This is a genomic window from Zoogloea sp. GDB6 (genome assembly GCF_056724105.1).
In genome coordinates this window covers 2,912,309-2,931,147 of sequence record NZ_CM161497.1, presented here as the reverse complement: position 1 = coordinate 2,931,147, position 18,839 = coordinate 2,912,309, and the positions used below count along the sequence as shown (strand labels likewise).

13 protein-coding genes are annotated in these 18,839 nt (G+C 65.5%); 9 read left to right on the top strand and 4 right to left on the bottom strand.

Features of this window, described 5'->3' with window-relative positions; all coding sequences use genetic code 11:
• Positions 1-155: 155 nt before the first annotated feature.
• Positions 156-2,765 (top strand): bifunctional aconitate hydratase 2/2-methylisocitrate dehydratase, encoded by a 2,610-nt coding sequence (locus AC1PQG_RS13205; protein WP_481118317.1) that lies wholly within the window; start codon positions 156-158, stop codon positions 2,763-2,765.
• A 230-nt stretch (positions 2,766-2,995) separates the two neighbouring features.
• Positions 2,996-4,558 (top strand): methyl-accepting chemotaxis protein, encoded by a 1,563-nt coding sequence (locus tag AC1PQG_RS13200; protein WP_481118316.1) that lies wholly within the window; start codon positions 2,996-2,998, stop codon positions 4,556-4,558.
• Positions 4,559-4,701: 143 nt separating this feature from the next.
• Here the strand turns inward: AC1PQG_RS13200 and AC1PQG_RS13195 are convergent, their stop codons facing one another.
• On the bottom strand, positions 4,702-5,583 hold the full coding sequence (locus AC1PQG_RS13195) for a LysR family transcriptional regulator (RefSeq protein WP_481118315.1): 882 nt from the start codon (positions 5,581-5,583) through the stop codon (positions 4,702-4,704).
• A 158-nt stretch (positions 5,584-5,741) separates the two neighbouring features.
• Here AC1PQG_RS13195 and AC1PQG_RS13190 point away from each other — a divergent pair, with 158 nt between their 5' ends.
• Both AC1PQG_RS13190 and AC1PQG_RS13185 read left to right on the top strand, forming a co-directional pair.
• Positions 5,742-6,893 (top strand): FIST N-terminal domain-containing protein, encoded by a 1,152-nt coding sequence (locus tag AC1PQG_RS13190; protein ID WP_481118314.1) that lies wholly within the window; start codon positions 5,742-5,744, stop codon positions 6,891-6,893.
• Positions 6,886-8,028 carry a histidine kinase gene (locus AC1PQG_RS13185; protein ID WP_481118313.1) on the top strand — a complete coding sequence of 381 codons (1,143 nt, stop codon included), beginning with the start codon at positions 6,886-6,888 and terminating at the stop codon, positions 8,026-8,028. The genes AC1PQG_RS13190 and AC1PQG_RS13185 overlap by 8 nt, the downstream gene beginning before the upstream one ends.
• A gap of 28 nt (positions 8,029-8,056) precedes the next feature.
• On the opposite strand, the gene AC1PQG_RS13180 is transcribed toward AC1PQG_RS13185, so the two are convergent.
• The 3 genes from AC1PQG_RS13180 to AC1PQG_RS13170 form a co-directional block, all read right to left on the bottom strand.
• Positions 8,057-10,309, bottom strand: a complete 2,253-nt coding sequence (locus tag AC1PQG_RS13180) for a sensor domain-containing diguanylate cyclase (RefSeq protein ID WP_481118312.1) — start codon at positions 10,307-10,309, stop codon at positions 8,057-8,059.
• Positions 10,306-10,638 (bottom strand): hypothetical protein, encoded by a 333-nt coding sequence (locus AC1PQG_RS13175; protein WP_481118311.1) that lies wholly within the window; start codon positions 10,636-10,638, stop codon positions 10,306-10,308. The genes AC1PQG_RS13180 and AC1PQG_RS13175 overlap by 4 nt, the downstream gene beginning before the upstream one ends.
• Positions 10,639-10,758: 120 nt before the next feature.
• Positions 10,759-11,706, bottom strand: coding sequence for a TetR/AcrR family transcriptional regulator (locus AC1PQG_RS13170; protein ID WP_481118310.1), 948 nt, complete (start codon positions 11,704-11,706; stop codon positions 10,759-10,761).
• 333 nt (positions 11,707-12,039) lie between these two features.
• Between AC1PQG_RS13170 and AC1PQG_RS13165 the strand changes: the two genes are divergently transcribed.
• From AC1PQG_RS13165 to AC1PQG_RS13145, 5 genes are all read left to right on the top strand, one after another.
• Positions 12,040-13,074, top strand: a complete 1,035-nt coding sequence (locus AC1PQG_RS13165) for a branched-chain amino acid ABC transporter permease (protein ID WP_481118309.1) — start codon at positions 12,040-12,042, stop codon at positions 13,072-13,074.
• A complete protein-coding gene (locus AC1PQG_RS13160; RefSeq protein WP_481118308.1) occupies positions 13,071-14,924 on the top strand; it encodes a branched-chain amino acid ABC transporter ATP-binding protein/permease in 1,854 nt (617 codons plus the stop codon). Before AC1PQG_RS13165 ends, AC1PQG_RS13160 begins: the two co-directional genes overlap by 4 nt.
• Positions 14,924-15,682, top strand: a complete 759-nt coding sequence (locus tag AC1PQG_RS13155; RefSeq protein ID WP_481118307.1) for an ABC transporter ATP-binding protein — start codon at positions 14,924-14,926, stop codon at positions 15,680-15,682. Before AC1PQG_RS13160 ends, AC1PQG_RS13155 begins: the two co-directional genes overlap by 1 nt.
• 108 nt (positions 15,683-15,790) lie before the next feature.
• The gene (locus tag AC1PQG_RS13150) at positions 15,791-16,933 is read left to right on the top strand and encodes an ABC transporter substrate-binding protein (protein WP_481118306.1); all 1,143 of its coding nucleotides are present in this window, start codon (positions 15,791-15,793) and stop codon (positions 16,931-16,933) included.
• Between the two features lie 10 nt (positions 16,934-16,943).
• On the top strand, positions 16,944-18,818 hold the full coding sequence (locus tag AC1PQG_RS13145; protein ID WP_481118305.1) for a feruloyl-CoA synthase: 1,875 nt from the start codon (positions 16,944-16,946) through the stop codon (positions 18,816-18,818).
• Positions 18,819-18,839: the final 21 nt, after the last annotated feature.

Below are 18,839 nucleotides of genomic sequence, written 5' to 3'. Positions count from 1 at the left end.
CTCAGAGAAATAAAATATAATATATATAAGACTTGGCCCTGGTCATTTATAACAATGGTGCCAGTCCATTAGGGAGAGGCGCTCCGGGCCTGTACCGGCCGGTCGCACGCGTCAGCACCACAGTCACGTAACCACCGTCTAGGAAGGATGTATCCATGCTTGAAGCCTACCGCCAGCATGTTGCCGAGCGCGCAGCCCTCGGTATCCCGCCGCTGCCCCTGTCGAAGCAGCAAACCCAAGCTCTGGTCGAGCTGCTGCAGAACCCGCCGGCCGGCGAAGAAGCTTTCCTGGTGGAATTGCTGACCTACCGTGTCCCCGCCGGCGTGGACGACGCCGCCAAGGTGAAGGCCGAGTTCCTGGCCAAGGTTGCCAAGGGCGAGCTGTCCGTCGGCCTCGTGTCCCGCGCCAAGGCCACCGAACTGCTGGGCACCATGCTTGGCGGTTACAACGTCAAGCCGCTGATCGACCTGCTGGGCGATGCCGAAGTCGGCACCGTGGCCGCCGAAGGCCTCAAGAAGACCCTGCTGGTCTTCGACTTCTTCCACGACGTTGCCGAACTGGCCAAGGGCGGCAACGCCAACGCCAAGGCCGTGATCCAGTCCTGGGCCGACGCCGAGTGGTTCACCTCCCGCCCTGAAGTTCCGGCCAGCCAGAAGCTGACCGTCTTCAAGGTCACCGGCGAAACCAACACCGACGACCTGTCGCCCGCTCCCGATGCCTGGTCCCGTCCGGACATCCCGCTGCACGCGCTGGCCATGCTGAAGAACCCCCGTCCGGGCATCGAAGCCGACGAGCCGGGCAACCGCGGCCCGCTGAAGCAGCTCGAAGGCCTAGCCGCCAAGGGCAACCTGATCGCCTACGTCGGTGACGTGGTTGGCACCGGTTCTTCCCGCAAGTCCGCCACCAACTCCGTGCTGTGGTTCACCGGCGAAGACATCCCCTACGTTCCGAACAAGCGTTTCGGCGGCGTCTGCCTGGGCTCCAAGATCGCCCCGATCTTCTTCAACACGATGGAAGATGCCGGCGCGCTGCCGATCGAAATCGACGCCGGCCAGATGGACATGGGCGACGAGATCGAACTGAAGGTCGACGGCGCCACCGGCAAGGTCACCGCGCTCAAGAACGGTGCCACCATCGCCGAATCCCAGCTCAAGACCCTCGTCATCCTCGACGAAGTCCGCGCTGGCGGCCGTATCCCGCTGATCATCGGCCGTGGCCTGACCGCCAAGGCGCGTGAAGCCCTGGGCCTGGCCCCGTCTACCCTGTTCCGTCTGCCGCAGCAGCCGAATGATCCGGGTACCGGTTATTCCCTGGCCCAGAAGATGGTCGGCCGTGCCTGTGGCCTGCCTGAAGGCAAGGGCATCCTGCCGGGCACCTACTGCGAGCCCAAGATGACCACCGTCGGCTCCCAGGACACCACCGGCCCGATGACCCGCGACGAACTGAAGGATCTGGCCTGCCTCGGCTTCTCCGCCGATCTGGTCATGCAGTCCTTCTGCCACACCGCGGCCTACCCGAAGCTGGTGGACGTCAAGATGCACCGCGAGCTGCCGACCTTCATCTCCACCCGTGGCGGCGTTGCGCTGCGTCCGGGCGACGGCGTGATCCACTCCTGGCTGAACCGCCTGCTGCTGCCGGATACCGTCGGCACCGGTGGCGACTCCCACACCCGCTTCCCGATCGGCATCTCCTTCCCGGCCGGTTCCGGCCTGGTCGCCTTTGCCGCTGCCACCGGTGTGATGCCGCTGGACATGCCGGAATCGGTGCTGGTCCGCTTCAAGGGCACGATGGCTGACGCCACCGCCCGCGGCATCACCCTGCGCGACCTGGTCAATGCGATCCCGCTGTACGCCATCAAGGCCGGCCTGCTGACCGTCGAGAAGAAGGGCAAGAAGAACATCTTCTCCGGCCGCATCCTCGAAATCGAAGGTCTGCCGGATCTGAAGGTCGAACAGGCCTTCGAGCTGTCCGATGCTGCTGCCGAGCGCTCTGCCGCTGCCTGCGCCGTGGCCCTGAACAAGGAGCCGATCGTCGAGTACATGCGTTCCAACATCACCCTGATGAAGTGGATGATCGCGGAAGGCTACGAAGATGCCCGCACCCTGAAGCGCCGCATCAAGTCCATGGAAGAGTGGATCGCCAACGGCACGCTGCTGCAGGCCGATGCCGCCGCCCAGTACGCCGCGGTGATCGAGATCGATCTGGCCGACGTGACCGAGCCGATCCTGGCCTGCCCGAACGATCCGGACGACGTCAAGGTGCTGTCCGAAGTCGCCGGCGACAAGATCGACGAAGTGTTCATCGGTTCCTGCATGACCAACATCGGCCACTTCCGCGCTGCGGGCAAGGTGCTGGATGGCAAGTCCGACATCCCGACTCGCCTGTGGATCGCTCCGCCGACCAAGATGGACGCCCTGATCCTGACCGAAGAAGGCTACTACAGCGTCCTCGGCAAGGCCGGCGCCCGCATGGAAATGCCGGGTTGCTCCCTGTGCATGGGTAACCAGGCACAGATCCGCAAGGGCTCCACCGCCGTGTCCACCTCGACCCGTAACTTCCCGAACCGTCTGGGTATCGACACCCGCGTTTACCTGGCTTCCGCCGAACTGTCGGCCATCGCTGCCCTGCTGGGCCGCCTGCCGACCGTCGCCGAATACCAGGAAAAGGTCCAGGCGGTTAACGCCAAGGCGGCCGATGTCTACCGCTACATGAACTTCGACCAGATCCCGGCCTTCGTTGAAGTCGCCGATACCGTCGAGGTTTGATGTTCAGCAGATAGGCCTCGTTAGGTCCTTGAAAACCCGCATCGTTACCGATGCGGGTTTTTTTTTGATTGCTTGTCGTGAATTGTTAGCGCCTTTGAGAGCTAACTCATTGATGAAATAAGAAAATTCTGCCAGAGTAAAAATCCATAAATCATTACCTCAAAAGCATGCTTTCGAGCCTGAAAATCCGCTACCGACTGGCCTTGCTCGTCGTCGGAGCGTTGTTGTTGATGCTTGCAACCGCTGGCTATGGGCTGACAATCCTGCGCGGCTCGATCCTCGAAGACAAGCGCATCGAAACGCGAGAAATCGTTGACCTCGCTTACAGCATCGCTGAGCACTACGGCAAAGAGGCGGAGAGCGGCAAACTTACCCAGGACGAAGCGAAGGAGCGGGCTCAGGTCGAAATTGCCGCGCTACGCTACGGGGGAGGCAATTACTTCAGCCAGTACGACACGACGTACCGAATGGTCCGACATCCCTTCAAGCCGGAACTGAATGGGAAGGATCAGAGCCAGCTGAAGGACAGTACTGGCAAGCGTATCGTCTATGAACTGGTCGAGGCCGCCAAGCGCGGCCAGGGCGAATTTGTCGAATACCTGTGGCCGCGTGGGGCTGACAAGACCCCGCTGCCCAAACTGGCAACGGCCCGCTTGTATGCGCCGTGGGGCTTGGTTGTAACTTCCGGCATCTACATCGACGACGTCGATACCCAGTTCCTCCGGGCTGCCGGGGTGATCGGCATCGGTATCGCCTGCGGGATCCTGCTGCTGGTGACCCTTTCCTGGTTTATCGCAATGAGCATCGCCAAGCCTTTGACCCAGTTGAGCGACGGTATGCACCAGGCTGCCGCCAGCGGCGATCTGAGCCGGGCGATCGACGTAGGCAGCGGTGCCGAGATTGGTGCCATCGCCCGAGCCTTCAATGCGCTTCAGCAGAAATTTGGCGAGATCATCCGCGATATTTCCTCCAGTTCACAACAGGTTCTTGCCGCCTCAGAGCAATTGACCAACAGCATCCAGCGCATCGAGCAAAGCAGCACGCGGCAAAGCGATGCCGCGGCCTCGACGGCCAGCACCATCGAAGAGGTTAGTCAGAGCATCGCCAGCACCACCAACAGCCTGCAGCAATTGACCGGGATTGCCGGCTCCTCGCAGCAATTGACGCTGGAAGGGCGCAGTGTCGTTGCCCAGGCCTCCGGCGAAATGAGCCGCATTGCCCAATCTATCTCCGGCACGGCCCAGGCAGTCGACCAACTCGGCGAGGAGTCCCTCCGTATTTCGGACATTGTCGCCGTCATCCGCGAGATCGCCGATCAGACCAACCTGCTGGCGCTCAATGCCGCCATTGAAGCGGCCCGGGCGGGCGAGTCCGGCCGTGGCTTTGCCGTCGTCGCCGACGAAGTGCGCAAGTTGGCTGAAAGAACCGCTCAGTCAACCGGCCAGATCACCAGCATGATCGGCTCGATCCAATCGCGTACCGAACAGGCGGTGAAGGAAATCGGTCTGGTCTCGAGCATGGCGCTGAACGGAGTGACGCTGGCGGAAAAGGCCGGCGACTCTGTCCGCAGCATCAACGGCAGCGTCGGCGAAGTCAGCCAGATCGTCGCCGACATCGCCCGTGCCGCCGAGGAGCAGCACGCCGCCAGCGCCTCGATCTCGGGCCATATCGAAGACATCTCCCGGCAGGCCTTCGAGAACACCTCAGCGATCCGTGACGTTGCCCATGCCGCGCAAAGCCTGGAGGCCATGGCGGTAAACATGCGCGAGCGCATCGCCCGCTTCCACGTCTGATCGTCCGGCTCAAGACCAGAGTCGCGATCTTGTCAGTCTGTTCGATAGGCACAACCCGGTCTGCGGCAGATCTTCAGGCCGGGCTGCGTGCGAAAGGGGTCGCGTCCTCCTGCCTGGTAGAGGCCGCCATCTGCCCTGAGCGTCTAGCCTTCCAGTTGTAGTGCTTCGGCGAGCAATGCCTCGGCCATCGGGGAGCGCGGCTGGCGGTTGAGCAGGATGAGGCCGGTGGCCCATTCCACGACGGGTTCGCGCAGATCGTAGGCGCGGATGCCGTTGGGGATGCCGATCAGGTCGAGTACGGCACGCGGCACGATGCTCGACCAGTGGCCGGCGCCCACGTGGGCCAGGATGCTGACGATGGAGTCCGTCTCCAGCGTCGGCTGAGGCTTGTGGCCGATGGTCGCGAAGACGCCGTCGATGGTCTGCCGGTTGTGCATGTTGGGGGGCAGCAGGCACAGGGGCAATTCGGCGGCTTCCTGCCAGGTCACCCATTCGCGACGCTCGAAGGGACCGCCAGCGGGAGTGATCAGCACGTGGTTCTCGCACCATAGCGGCGTGGCCGACAGGTCACTGGTCGCCGCTTCCAGATAGGTGATTCCCCCATGCAGCTCGAAGCTGCGCAGCCCGGCGAGGATCTGCTGGGTGCTCATGGACAGTACTTCGATATCCACGTGCGGATGGTGGCGTGCAAAGGGTGCAGTGAGCGCGGCGACGGCAGTGAGGGCGGTAGGTATGACACCCAGCCGGAGCTTGCCCGACAGGCCGTCCTGCAACTGGGCGAGCTCCTGGCGCAGCCCCTCGGCCCGGGCGGCCATCTGGCGTGCACATTCGAGCACCCGTTCGCCTTCCGGCGTCAGCCCGGAGAATTGCTGTCCCCGCTCGACGATGGTGACGCCCAGCTCGTGCTCCATGTCACGGATGGCGGCCGACAGCGTGGACGTCGAGACGTGGCAGGCTTCGGCGGCGCGGCCGAAGTGCCGTTCCCGGGCGAGGGCGATGAGGTAGAGGTACTTGCGGGCGATCATGGGGCGGGGTTGGCTGCGGGATGGGTCGATTATCGCCCAGTGTGGGGGAGCGCGACTGCAGTGGAGTGCGCGTAATACGCCCTTCCCAAGACCCGCTGTTTTCGGCAGAGTGCCGCGACGGGGAGTGCAAGACCCCCCACCGTCGAGAGAGAGCCCTCATGGACGTCGTTCACGCCTGTCGTTCTGCCCAGTCCTGTGCCGTTGATGCCGCTGCAGCCGTGCGTGAGTTTCACGCCGGTGTCGTGCAGCCGGACATGTCGGTCGTGATCTTCTTCTGTTCGAGCCATTACGATCTGGATGTGCTGGCGTCGGAGATGTGTGCCTGTTTTCCGGGCGTCACCGTGGTGGGCTGTACGACTGCGGGAGAGATCGGTCCGGTTGGATACCGGGACTGGAGTCTTTCCGGCACGAGCTTTGCGCGGGCACACTTCTCCGTGCAGGCAGGTTTGCTGAGCGGTCTTGCTAATTTCGACCTGGATGCTGGGCGACGCTTTGCCTATGCCTTGTACGATGCGCCGGAGGTTTATGACGGCCGCCGCCGCAACGGCTTTGCGCTGATGCTGGTGGATGGGCTGTCGGTGCGCGAGGAGCTGGTTGCTCGGGCTTTTCAGGATGGCCTCGGCAATTTGCCGCTGGTGGGCGGTTCGGCCGGCGATGATCTGCGCTTTGCGAAGACGCAGGTTTATTTCGATGGTGCCTTTCACGAGGACGCTGCGGCGTTGGTGGTGGCCCATACCGATTGCCCGGTCCGTGTGTTCAAGACCCAGCATTTCGAATGTCTGGATGAGCGCCTGGTGGTCACGGCCGCCGATGCGGGGCAGCGGATCGTCAAGGAGATCAACGGCCTGCCAGCGGCCAGCGAGTATGCGCGGATCTCCGGAGTCAGTGTCGAGGACCTGCGTCCCGATGCCTTTGCGGCCGTGCCGGTGGTGGTGGTCATCAATGGTTCGGACTATGTACGCTCGATCCGCAGCGTCAATCCGGACGGCAGCCTGACCTTCTACTGCGCGATCGAGGAGGGGTTGGTCTTTCGTGTGGCGCAGGCCACCGATCTGCTGGCCAATGTGCAGGAGACCTTTCAGGGTATTCGCGATGCGCTGGGAGAGCCACAGCTGACCCTGGGTTTCGACTGCGTGCTGCGCAACCTGGAAATGGGGCAGCGCGGGCTCAAATCCGCGGTGGATGAGATTTACCGGCAGGCGAACAGTGTCGGCTTTTGCACGTATGGCGAGCAGTTCTGGGGCGTGCATGTGAATCAGACCCTGACCGGGCTGGCGATCGGCGAATATCGGGAGCTGGGCCATGACTGAACGCATCGAGATGCAGGGGGAAGATGCCCTGAAGGCGGAAGTCGTCCGCCTCAACAAGGTGGTGGCGGCATTGATCAAGCGTGCCGAGCAGTCGATGAATTCCCAGTCCTCCAGCTTCGGCATGTTCCAGAACACCTTGCTGCTCGAGCAGCAGGTCCGCCGGCGGACGCAGGAACTCGAGATCGCCTTGCGCAAGAACGAGGCGATGAACCGGGAGCTGCAGCAGGCCAAGGCTCGGATGGAGCGGGAGATCGAGGAGCACAAGCTGACCCAGGCGGCGCTGGAGGGTGAGAAGGAGGAGCAGAAGGTGCTGATCCGTCAGCTCGAGGATGCCCACGGCCAGCTGTTGCAGTCGGAAAAGCTGGCCTCCATCGGCCAGCTGGCGGCGGGTGTGGCCCATGAGATCAACAATCCGATCTGCTTCGTCAATTCCAATCTCGGCACCCTCAAGGATTACGCAGCCAAGCTGCTGGACGTGCTGGCGGTCTATGAGTCCTGTGACGTGCGCCTGGATCCGGAGATGGCGGCCCGCCTGCAGCAGGCTAGACGTGCTGCGGATATCGATTTCCTGCGCGAGGACATGGCACCGCTGATCGAGGAGTCGCTGGAGGGCACCGAGCGGGTACGCGTGATCGTGCAGGATCTGCGCGATTTCTCGCGGGCCGGGGAGAGTGTTCGTGAGTGGACCAACCTCCATGGCTGTATCGACAGCACACTCAACGTGGTCCGCAACGAGATCAAGTACAAGGCCGATGTGGTGCGTGATTACGGCGAGCTGCCGTTGGTGGAGTGCCTGCCGTCCCAGCTCAACCAGGTGTTCATGAATCTGCTGGTCAATGCAGCCCAGGCCATCGCGACCCACGGCACGATCACCATCCGGACCTATGTCGATGGCGACACGGTGCGGGTTGCCATCAGCGATACCGGCGCCGGTATCGCCCCCGAGATCCGGGCCCGGATCTTCGATCCCTTTTTCACGACCAAGCCGGTGGGCAAGGGGACCGGCCTCGGTCTGTCCTTGTGCTACGGAATCGTCGAGCGCCATGCCGGACGCATCGAGGTCGACAGCGTGCCGGGCTGCGGCTCCACCTTTACCGTTGTGTTGCCGGTGAGTCGTCCGGCCCCCGCGCCTTGATCACTGCGGGAGTGAGGGCAGGGCGGATCTAGGCCAGCTGCCAGGTTCCGCGCCCGGCCTGCTTGGCGCTGTACATCGCGGCATCGGCAGCGGCGATCAGCTTGTCGGGGGTGTCGCCGTCGGTGGGGAAGAGGCTGAGCCCGACGCTGCATGACACATTGACGACATGGGCGCCCAGACGATGGGGCTCGTTCAGCACCGAGACGATCTTTTCGGCCAGCCGGTTGGGGATGTCCGCAGTCTGCAGATCGGGCAGCACGGCGATGAATTCGTCTCCGCCCAGACGAGCCACGGTGTCTTCGTCCCGCAGGCAGTTCTCCAGGCGGCGGGCCACCTGGTACAGCAGCTCGTCGCCGGCGGCATGTCCGTACGTGTCGTTGATCGGCTTGAAGCGATCCAGGTCGATGAACAGCACCGCCACCGACGTCTGGTTACGGTGGGCGCGGGTGATGGCCTGGTGGAGGCGGTCTTCGAGGCGCTTGCGGTTGGCCAGGCCGGTGAGGGCATCGAAATTGGCTTGCCGCCACACTGCGTCGGCCTCGCGCTTGCGGTCGGTGACGTCGCTGAACAGGCCGACGTAGCGTTTGCCGTGGCCGAGCCGTTCCGGTACGACGTTGATGCGCAGCCACGAGATGTAAAGGCGGCCATCCTTGCGGCGGTTGCTGATCTCGCCCTCCCAGCGTCCGTCCCGTTCGAGGTGCTGCCACAGGCTGGTGTAGAAGGCCGCGTCATGGATGCCTGACGCGAGTATGGACGGTCGCTTGCCGACCACCTCGGCCTGCGTGTAGCCGGTGAGGACCGTGAAGGCCGGGTTGACCGCGATGATGCGGTTTTCGGTGTCGGTAACGATGATGCCTTCGCTGGCCACCTCGAAAACGGATTCGGCGACGCGCAGCGACTCTTCGGCATCAACCAGCTTGGTGATGTCTGAGAAGGAGAGCACCGCCGCGGCCCCCTGCGTGGCACTGCCGACATGCAGGGGGCGGCTGCTGACGGTGATCCACACGCGCTTGCCGTCCAGGTGCTGCACGCTGTAGAGCTGATGGTCGACGAACTCGCCGCGGGCCGCGCGCGACGATGGATAGTCGGCGAGCGCCAGTTGCGTGCCCTCCGCGTCGTACATCAGGTAGCCGCGCGAGTGCATGTCTGCTGTGCCGACGCCGAGGATGGCGAGGGCGGCCTCGTTCCACGCCGCGACCCTGCCGTCCCTGTTCATGACGGTGATGCCGTCGGCGACCGTCATGAACAGGCTGCGATGCAGATCCTCGCTCTCGGCGAGGCGATACTCCAGTTCGCGGCGGGCCGTGACGTCATGGACGATGGCGTACAACATCGTCCCGCCATCCACGTCCACCGGCCCCGAATACACCTCCACGTCCCGTGCGCTGCCGTTTGCCAGGCGATGGCGGGCGGTGAAGAAGGTACGCTCCTCGCGCAGGGCCCGGAGCATTTCGAGGCGATCCTGCTCCGGCGCCAACTGGTTGAGATCGCTCATGCGCAGCTCGAGCAGCGTCTCCCGCGGGTAGCCGTAATAGCGTATCGCAGCAGGGTTGGCGTCGACGATGCGGCCGTCCTGCGGATCGATGACCAGCTTGACCGACGCGTTCTTCTCGAAAAAGGAGCGATGGCGCCGCTCGCTGGCCACCAGGGCTTCCTGCTGGCGGGCTGCGCGGTGGAGCAGGTGCGAGACGATTCCCGCCAGCAGCAGGACGATGGCGCTGCCAACGGCGGTCCGGAAATGGGAGCGGTCGATGTCGGCATTCAGGCGTGCCAGCGACACATCCTCGTCGAGGCCCACATTGACGACTACCGGGTAGTTGTTCAGGCGATGCCAGGCATAGGTGCGGGCGATCGTGTCGAATGCGGCCGTCGTCCGGAAAGTGCCTTGTGCCGGCGCGTCGCTGCGGAGGAAGGGGCGGTCGGCCGGCAGGCGCTTGCCCATCGCCTCGAGCAACCGCGGGGTGCGGACAAGATAGCTTCCATCGGTACGGAACAGGGAGACCACGTTGCGGCCGCCCTGTTCGATCTGCTGATGGCTGTCGGCGAGGTATTGGGGGGCGAGCGACAGGACCATGACACCGGAGAATTCGCCGTTGTGGCGGATGGGGCGGGTGAACTGGATGGACCACACCCCCGAAGCGCGCCCCAGGACCGGGTGGCTGATGAACAGGCGATCGTCCGGTGTATCCAGGTGGGCGCGGAAATGTTCCCGGTCGCCCAGGTAGGTCCGTTCGGAGTGGCCGACGCTGGTTTTCCGGAGGTAGCCGTCGGGGGCGATCACGGCGACCTGCACGATGGCGTTGGGGGGAAGCTCTCGCGAATCGTCCGGATGGTTTCGTCGATGTCGCGCCCGGCCGCGTATTCATCGCGCAGGTGGCGCAGCGCCAGGTCGACGCTGCGGATGGTGGTTTCCGTATGGGCGGCGACGGAGTCCGCGAGTTCGACCGCGCGCAGGTTGATTTGCGCCAGTGCCTCATCATGCAACTGCTGGTAGAAGGCTTCCACGCGCCACCAATAGATGCCGACCGCCCCGGAGGCCAGCGCCAGCGTGAGCCATGCGAGTATCGGCAAGCGCCTGGCCCGCAGACGCGGGATACGGAGATTCAGCACGGAGCACTCCGGGCGCCGGGCACTGGGCGGGGCATCGAATGGGAAGGGGCGGCTGGCACGGAGTCAGGGCGTCAGAGTTCGGCCCCTGATTATAAATAGGCTCTATTCCTAAGCCTTAAGTTATACGCGTCCGCCGTGAGTAATTTCCGGCCCGGCGTGTTCCGGACCGTCCTGTGGTGCAAGGGGCGCCACGCCGTCGCGGATCATATCGAGCATCGCCGACGCAATCTGGGCTGGCGTGCGTTGCCCCGGGCGGTACCAAAGATAGACCCAGTTCATGCTGCCCAGCAGGGTCAGGCGCAGCAGGCTGGGGTCGACGCCGGGGCGCAGGGGCAGAGCGTCGATCAGTTCGCGGAAGACCAGTTCGTACTCGTCGCGGAAGGGCTGGATGCGCGCCTGCAGGCTCTCGTTGCCGATGAGGGCCAGGTTGGTGCCGGTGATGCGGTCCACCGGGGATCCGTCGGTCATCCCGTGTACGTGGACTTCGCAAGCCCGCCGCAGGCGTTCCCATGGATCGGTGATCCCCTGGCCGGCGGCCTTGGCGCGCTTCAGCACGCGGCGGAAGCCTTCCCGATGGACCGCGATGTAGAGCTCTTCCTTCGACGGGAAGTGGTGGTAGATCGAACCCGGCAGCAGGCCGACGCGGCTGGCGATGTCGCGGATCGACGTACGGTCGTAGCCCGCGGTGCTGAACAGCTCGGCTGCCGCGTTGATGATGATCTCGCTGCGCTCCAGCGGCTCGTCCGTCGCTGTGCCGTCGTTGCCGCCCGGGTGGAGCAGCCGGGCGGTGACGGAGTTGCGTTCGAGCAGCTCGCGCTGGCTGTCGGTCAGCGCCTCCACACCTTCGGCGGAATCGGCGGCCAGCGCGTTGAGGCGCTTCACCGTGGTTTCCAGATCGTGCTTCTGCCAGATGTAGCGGACCCCGGACGGGGAGATGCGGTAGCCCTGATCCTGCAGCCGTCGGGCGACGGCTGCCTGACCGAGTTCGGGTTCGTTGCGTGCCAGTTCGAGAATCGCCGCCTCGCTGTCCTGCACGGTGGCGGTGGGTGTTGCCTGCTGTGTTGCCATGTGTCCTGCCTTTCCTGTCCCCGTCAGTCTAAACCAGCCGCCGGCGGCCCTGCCGCGGGCCGATTTACCCGTCACCGAAATTTTAACTAATTAGTTATCCAAGTGTTTGACAGGGTAGTTAGTGAACGATAGAGTGGCATCACGCTGCAGGCATAAGGCAGCGCCTACCGGAAAAGAGCGACACAAGCCGCCGTCCGGTTCCACTTACAGGAATGTGAGGAGACAACAGATGTGCCCGAGACCGAGCTCTCAAGCTCCGGTTTCATCGGTTCCCCTGCGGGTTTGGGCGTGGCGCGGCATGATCCGCGGCGCCGGCAGGTCGGGGAGGCTTTGATGGAACTGGATATTGCGCTGATCCTGACTCAGGACGGCATTACCTCCGGCGCGGTGTACGCGCTGCTGGCCCTGGCGCTGGTACTGGTGTTCGCCGTGACCCGCGTCATCTTCATTCCCCAGGGCGAGTACGTGGCCTACGGGGCGCTCACCATGGCCATGCTGCAGCAGGGCAAGGTGCCCGCCACCCTGTGGCTGCTGGTCGTCCTCGGCGCGCTGGCTGCCGGGCTGGATGCGTGGAAGGCGCTGCGCGGCGGCAGCCGGGCGGGGCTGGCAGCCAGCTTCGCTTGGTGTCTCGGCTACCCGCTGACACTGGCCGCGCTGATGTACGCGCTGCCGGCCAGTCAGTCGGTACTCGTGCAGTCGGTGCTCACACTGGCGATCCTCGTGCCGCTGGGGCCGCTGGTGTATCGGCTCGCCTATCAGCCGGTGGCGGAAGCGCCGGTGCTGATCCTGCTGATCGTCTCGGTGGCGATCCACGTGGCGATGGTCGGCCTCGGCCTGCTGTTCTTCGGCGCCGAAGGGGCGCGCACATCGGCCTTCTCCGATGCCCAGTTTGCGTTGGGTAGCCTGACTGTCAGCGGACAGCAGGTGTGGGTGGTCGCCGTGTCGGCGGCGCTGATCGGCGGGCTGTGGCTGTTCTTCGAGCGCAGTCTGTACGGCAAGGCCCTGCGCGCCACCGCCATCAACCGCAACGGCGCGCGCCTGATGGGCTTCTCGCCGGTCTTCGCAGGGAAGCTCACCTTCCTGCTGGCGGCTTTCATCGGCGTGCTGTCGGGCATCCTGATCGCGCCGCTGACCACCATCTACTACGACACCGGCTTCCTGATCGGGCTCAAGGGCTTCGTCGCGGCCATCGTCGGCGGCCTCGCCAGCTATCCCATCGCCGCCGCCGGTGCGCTGCTGGTCGGCGTGCTGGAGTCCTTCTCGTCCTTCTGGGCCAGCGCCTACAAGGAAGTCTTCGTTTTCACGCTGATCATCCCGGTGCTGATGTGGCGCTCCTTCACCAGCCACCACGTGGAGGAAGAAGAATGAACGCTCCCATCCGCAACGCAGCCGTGACGCTGCTGCCCACCGCCGGCTCGGCCCCGGCCACCCGTTTCGCCCTCAGCCTGCCGCTCGCGCTGCTGGCCCTGCTGGCGGTGGCGCCGGCGGTGCTGCCCGAGTTCTACGTGACGCTGCTCAACTACATCGGCCTGGCAGCGATGGTGGCCCTCGGCCTGGTGCTGCTGACCGGCGTCGGCGGGCTGACCAGCTTCGGCCAGGCGGCCTTCGTTGGCCTCGGTGCCTACACCACGGCGGTGCTCACCACCAGCCCGGATCTGCCGGCCTGGCTGGCCTGGGCGGCCTCACCGTGGGCCGCGCTGGTGGTCGGCCTGCTGCTCACCGCCACCGTGGCGCTGGTCCTCGGCTCCCTGACGCTGCGCCTGTCGGGCCACTACTTGCCGCTCGGCACCATCGCCTGGGGCATGAGCCTGTACTTCCTGTTCGGCACCATGGACACCCTGGGCGGCCACACCGGCCTCACCGGCATCCCGCCGATCAGCCTGTTCGGCTGGGAGCTGGACGAGGGGCGCGAGCTGTTCTACCTGATCTGGGCCTTCCTGCTGGTGGCCGTGCTGACCACCCGCAACCTGCTGGATTCCCGCGAAGGGCGGGCGATCCGCGCGCTGAAGGGCGGCATGGTGATGGCCGAGGCGATGGGCGTGAATACCTCCCGCTCGCGGATGATCATCTTCGTCATCGCCGCGCTGCACGCCGCCGCGTCCGGCTGGCTGTACGCCCACCTGCAGCGCTTCGTCAATCCGTCGCCCTTCGGCGTGCATGTGGGCATCGAGTACCTCTTCATGGCGGTGGTCGGTGGGGCGGGGCAGGTGTGGGGCGCCATCGTCGGCGCCGGCGTGATCACCCTGCTCAAGCAGTGGCTGCAGGACTGGCTGCCGAGCCTGCTCGGCGCGTCCGGCAACTTCGAGACGATCATCTTCGGCCTGCTGATGGTGGTGCTCCTACAGCGGGCGCGGGAAGGCCTGTGGCCGCTGATCGCCCGCCTGGCGCCGAGCCGCGGCACGGTGCGCCACGTGGATGCCGCCGCCGAGCCGTTGCCGCGCAAGACCATGCCGACCGCCGGCGAGGTGATCCTCGAAGCGAAGAACGTGACCCGGCGCTTCGGCGGTCTCGTCGCCAACAACGACATGAACCTGCATGTGAAGGCCGGCGAGATCCTCGCGCTGATCGGCCCCAACGGCGCCGGCAAGAGCACCATGTTCAACCAGCTGTCTGGCGTCGACACGCCGACCTCCGGCGAGGTGCTGTTCCGCGGCAAATCCATCGCCGGCCACGGTTCGCGGGAGATCGCCCGCCTTGGCATGAGCCGCAGCTTCCAGCACGTACGCCTGTTGCCGCGCATGACGGTGCTGGAGAACGTTGCCCTCGGTGCCCACCTGCGCGGCAGCCGCGGCGTGCTGCCGGCTGCCTGGCGTATGGACCGGGACGAGGAAGCCCGCTTGCTGCGCGAGGCCGCCTACCAGATCGAGCGCGTCGGCCTCGGCGAATTCATGCACGCCGAAGCCGGCAGCCTGGCCCTCGGCCAGCAGCGCATCCTCGAGATCGCCCGGGCGCTGGCTTCCGACCCCTGCCTGCTGCTGCTCGACGAGCCAGCCGCCGGCTTGCGCCTGAAAGAGAAGCAGGCCCTCGGCGAGCTGCTGGTCAAGCTGCGCGGCGAAGGCATGGCGATCCTGCTGGTGGAGCACGACATGGACTTCGTGATGGGTCTGGTGGATCGCGTGGTGGTGATGGAGTTCGGCCAGAAGATCGCCGAAGGCCTGCCCGACGAGGTGCAGCAGAACCCGCGCGTACTGGAAGCCTATCTGGGGGGAGTGGAGTGATGAACACGACGACCCGCAACGTGCTGGAAGTCAGCAAGCTGTGCGTGGCCTACGGCAAGGTCGAGGCGCTCACCAACGCCAGCCTGCGCGTTGGCGAAGGGCAGATCGTCACGGTGATCGGGCCCAATGGCGCCGGCAAGACGACGATGTTGTCGGCGATCATCGGCCTGCTCGAATCGAAGGGCCAGGTGCGCTTCGACGGCCAGCTGGAAGTGGCGCCCGACGTGGAGCGCCTGGTGGCCGGCGGCATGAGCCTGGTGCCCGAGAAGCGCGAGCTGTTCGGCGAGATGAGCGTGGAGGACAACCTGGAGCTGGGCGCCTTCCACCGCTACCGCAGCGGCGACCGCAAATACCGGGACACCATGGAAGAGGTCTTCGGCCTTTTCCCGCGCCTCAAGGAGCGCCGCAGCCAGGCCGCCGGCACGCTGTCCGGCGGCGAGCGGCAGATGCTGGCGGTGGGCCGCGCGCTGATGGCCAAGCCCAAGCTGCTGATGCTCGACGAGCCGAGCCTGGGGCTGGCGCCGCTGATCACCCGCGAGATCTTCCGCATCATCGCCGAGCTGCGCCGCCGCGGCGTGTCGATCCTGCTCGTCGAGCAGAACGCCCGCGCCGCGCTGGCGGTGGCCGACTACGCCTACGTGCTGGAAACCGGCGCGGTGGCGATGGAAGGCCCGGCCGACCAGCTGCGTGACGACCCGCGAGTCATCGAGGCCTACCTGGGCCTCGGCGGCAAGCACCAGGACATGCTGGCGACGTGACCAGCAAGTAAAAGGACAACAGCAAACCAGAACGAAGCCGGGCAGCAAGACCCGCTCATTCAAAAACCACGCCCCAACAAAGGGGCGCATGAGACCAAAGGAGCAACAATGAGGATGAAGAAACTCGCCGTCGTGTTTTCCGGTGCCGCGCTGCTGGCCAGCCAGGCCGCGCTGGCCGACATCACCGTCGGCGTCTCCCTGTCTTCCACCGGGCCGGCGGCCTCCCTCGGCATTCCGGAGAAGAACGTCTTCGCGATCCTGCCGACCAAGATCGCCGGCGAGAACGTGAAGTACATCGTCCTCGACGACGCCACCGACCCGTCGGCGGCGTCGAAGAACGCCCGCAAGCTGGTCTCCGAGGACAAGGTGGACGTGCTGGTCGGCTCGGCCAGCACGCCGGCCTCGGTGGCCATCGCCGAGGTGGCCTTCGAGAGCAAGACGCCGCAGATCGCCATCTCGCCGGTCAATGTGCCGGCCGACAAGAACGCCTGGGTCTTCCGCACGCCGCAGAACAACGCGCTGATGGCCGGTGCGCTGGTGGACAACATGAAGGCCCGCGGCGTGAAGAGCGTCGGCTTCATCGGCTTCTCCGACGTGTATGGCGAAGACTGGCTCAACGTCGTCACGCCGCTGCTGGCCCAGGCCGGCATCAAGCTGGCGGCGGTCGAGCGCTACGCCCGCAACGACACCTCGGTCAGCGGCCAGGTGCTCAAGCTGGTGTCGGCGCGGCCCGACGCGGTGCTCGTCGCCGCCTCGGGCAGCCCGGCGGCGCTGCCGCAGACGGCGCTCGTGGAGCGCGGCTACAAGGGCCAGATCTACCAGACCCACGCGGCGGTGAACCAGACCTTCCTCAACGTTGCCGGCAAGGCCGCCGAAGGCGTGATCATGCCGGTCGGCCCGGTGGTCGCCGCCAAGCAGATTCCCGACAGCCATCCGTCCAAGAAGCTCGGTATGGAGTTCGTGCAGAAGTACGAGGAGAAGTACGGCGCCGGCAGTTTCGTGTCCTTCGCCGGCCATGCCTTCGATGCCTACCGCCTGATCGAGGCGGCGGTGCCGGTGGCCCTCAAGAAGGCCAAGCCCGGCACGCCGGAATTCCGCAAGGCCCTGCGCGACGCGCTGGAGAGCAACAAGGAGGTGGTCGCCACCCATGGCGTTTACAACATGAGCCCGACCGACCACTTCGGCCTCGACCAGCGCGGCCGGGTGCTGATCCATGTGGTCGGCGGCGCCTATACGCTGCTCACCAAGTAAGGATGGGGCGATGAACATGCTCAATGAAATCACCGAACTCAGCCGGCCGATGTTCACCGAGCCGCTGGTGCTGATCGAGGCCCGCGCCGACGGCACCCGCATCCTGCGCTCCGGTATCCCGCTGCCCGACACCTACGCGCGCTGCGTCGGCGAGTGGCTGGAGCACTGGGCCCGCGTCACGCCGGAGCGGATGTTCCTCGCCCAGCGCGGCGCGGACGGGGCGTGGATCGAGGTGAGCTACGGCGAGGCGCGCCAGCGCGTGGTCCGCATCGCCAGCTGGCTGCTCGGCCAGAACCTGTCGCCGGAGCGGCCGGTGGTGATGCTGTCGGACAACTCCATCGAGCACGCGCTGCTGATGCTTGCCGCGATGCACATTGGCGTGCCGTCCTGCGCGATCTCGTCCGGCAACTCGCTGTTGTCGAAGGACCACGCCAAGCTCAAGGGCAACATCGAGCTGCTGCGCCCCGGCGTGATCTATGCCGACCCGGTGGAGCGCTTCCTGCCGGCCATCGAGGCGATCCGCCACCTGCACAACGGCGTGGTGGTGGCCGGCGGCGGCAGCGCGCGGGCGGACGGCACGATTCCCTTCGCCGAACTGGAAGGGGAGGCCAACGAGGCGGCGGTGCTGTCGGCCTTCGCACGCATCACGCCGGACACCATCGGCAAGTTCCTGTTCACCTCCGGCTCGGTCGGCACGCCGAAGGCGGTCATCAACACCCAGCGCATGATGTGCTCCAACCAGAAGGCCAAGGAGCTGATGTGGCCGGTGCTGGCCGAGGAGCCGCCGGTGCTGATGGAGTGGCTGCCGTGGAGCCACACCTTCGGCAGCAACCACAACTTCAACATGGTGCTGCGCTGGGGCGGCTCGCTCTATATCGACGAGGGCAAGCCGACGCCGGCCCAGATCGCCAGGACCGTCGCCAACCTGAAGGAAGTCTCGCCGACGGTGTACTTCAACGTGCCGCGCGCCTACGACATGCTGGTGCCGCTGCTGCGCGAGGACAAGACGCTGCGCGACAACTTCTTCCGCCGCCTGAAGTTCATCTTCTACGCCGGTGCCGCGCTGCCCAACCACCTGTGGAGCGCGCTGGAAGACCTGTCGGAGGAATCCACCGGCAAGCGCATCCTGATGGTGTCGTCCTGGGGCGCCACCGAGACCGGGCCGATGGCCACCGACTGCCACTTCCGCGCGGTGCGCTCCGGCGTGATCGGCGTGCCGGTGCCGGGCACCGCGCTGAAGCTGGTGCCCGCCGCCGACAAGATGGAGGTACGGGTCAAGGGCCCCAACGTCTTCCCCGGCTACTGGCGCCAGCCGGACGTCACCGCCAAGGCCTTCGACGACGAGGGCTACTACATGATCGGCGACGCGGTGGAGTTCGTCGATGTGGTGCGCCCGGCCCTCGGGCTGGTCTTCGACGGCCGCGTCGGTGAGGACTTCAAGCTCCTCACCGGCACCTGGGTGCACGTAGGTTCCCTGCGGGTGGCCGGCATCGACGCGCTGAAGCCGGTGGCCCAGGACATCGTCGTCACCGGCCACGACCGGGACGAGATCGGTTTCCTGGTTTTCCCGAACATCCCCGAGTGCCGGACCCTGTGCCCGAACCTGCCGCCGGATGCGCCGGTGGAGCAGGTGCTCACCAACCCGGCGGTGCTGTCCCGCGTGCGCCAGGGCATGGCGATGATGAAGAACCTGGGCGGCGGCACCTCAACCTATCCGGCGCGGGCGCTGCTCGTTGCCGAACCGCCGTCGGTGGAGGCCGGCGAGATCACCGACAAGGGTTACATCAACCAGCGTGCGGTGCTCAACCGCCGCGCCGACCTGGTGGCCTACCTGTACGCCGACGTGCCCGACAAGACCGTCATCACGGTGCACGGCGCGGTGTAGGCCGCGACAAGACGGACAAGA

Bases quoted from the DNA above. Each gene is read 5' to 3' on its own strand.
- AC1PQG_RS13165 (WP_481118309.1), top strand. From the start codon at position 12,040: ATGGAACTGGATATTGCGCTGATCCTGACTCAGGACGGCATTACCTCC.
- AC1PQG_RS13205 (WP_481118317.1), top strand. From the start codon at position 156: ATGCTTGAAGCCTACCGCCAGCATGTTGCCGAGCGCGCAGCCCTCGGT.
- AC1PQG_RS13150 (WP_481118306.1), top strand. From the start codon at position 15,791: ATGAGGATGAAGAAACTCGCCGTCGTGTTTTCCGGTGCCGCGCTGCTG.
- AC1PQG_RS13170 (WP_481118310.1), bottom strand. From the start codon at position 11,706: ATGGCAACACAGCAGGCAACACCCACCGCCACCGTGCAGGACAGCGAG.
- AC1PQG_RS13190 (WP_481118314.1), top strand. From the start codon at position 5,742: ATGGACGTCGTTCACGCCTGTCGTTCTGCCCAGTCCTGTGCCGTTGAT.
- AC1PQG_RS13155 (WP_481118307.1), top strand. From the start codon at position 14,924: ATGAACACGACGACCCGCAACGTGCTGGAAGTCAGCAAGCTGTGCGTG.
- AC1PQG_RS13160 (WP_481118308.1), top strand. From the start codon at position 13,071: ATGAACGCTCCCATCCGCAACGCAGCCGTGACGCTGCTGCCCACCGCC.
- AC1PQG_RS13195 (WP_481118315.1), bottom strand. From the start codon at position 5,583: ATGATCGCCCGCAAGTACCTCTACCTCATCGCCCTCGCCCGGGAACGG.
- AC1PQG_RS13185 (WP_481118313.1), top strand. From the start codon at position 6,886: ATGACTGAACGCATCGAGATGCAGGGGGAAGATGCCCTGAAGGCGGAA.
- AC1PQG_RS13145 (WP_481118305.1), top strand. From the start codon at position 16,944: ATGAACATGCTCAATGAAATCACCGAACTCAGCCGGCCGATGTTCACC.
- AC1PQG_RS13200 (WP_481118316.1), top strand. From the start codon at position 2,996: ATGCTTGCAACCGCTGGCTATGGGCTGACAATCCTGCGCGGCTCGATC.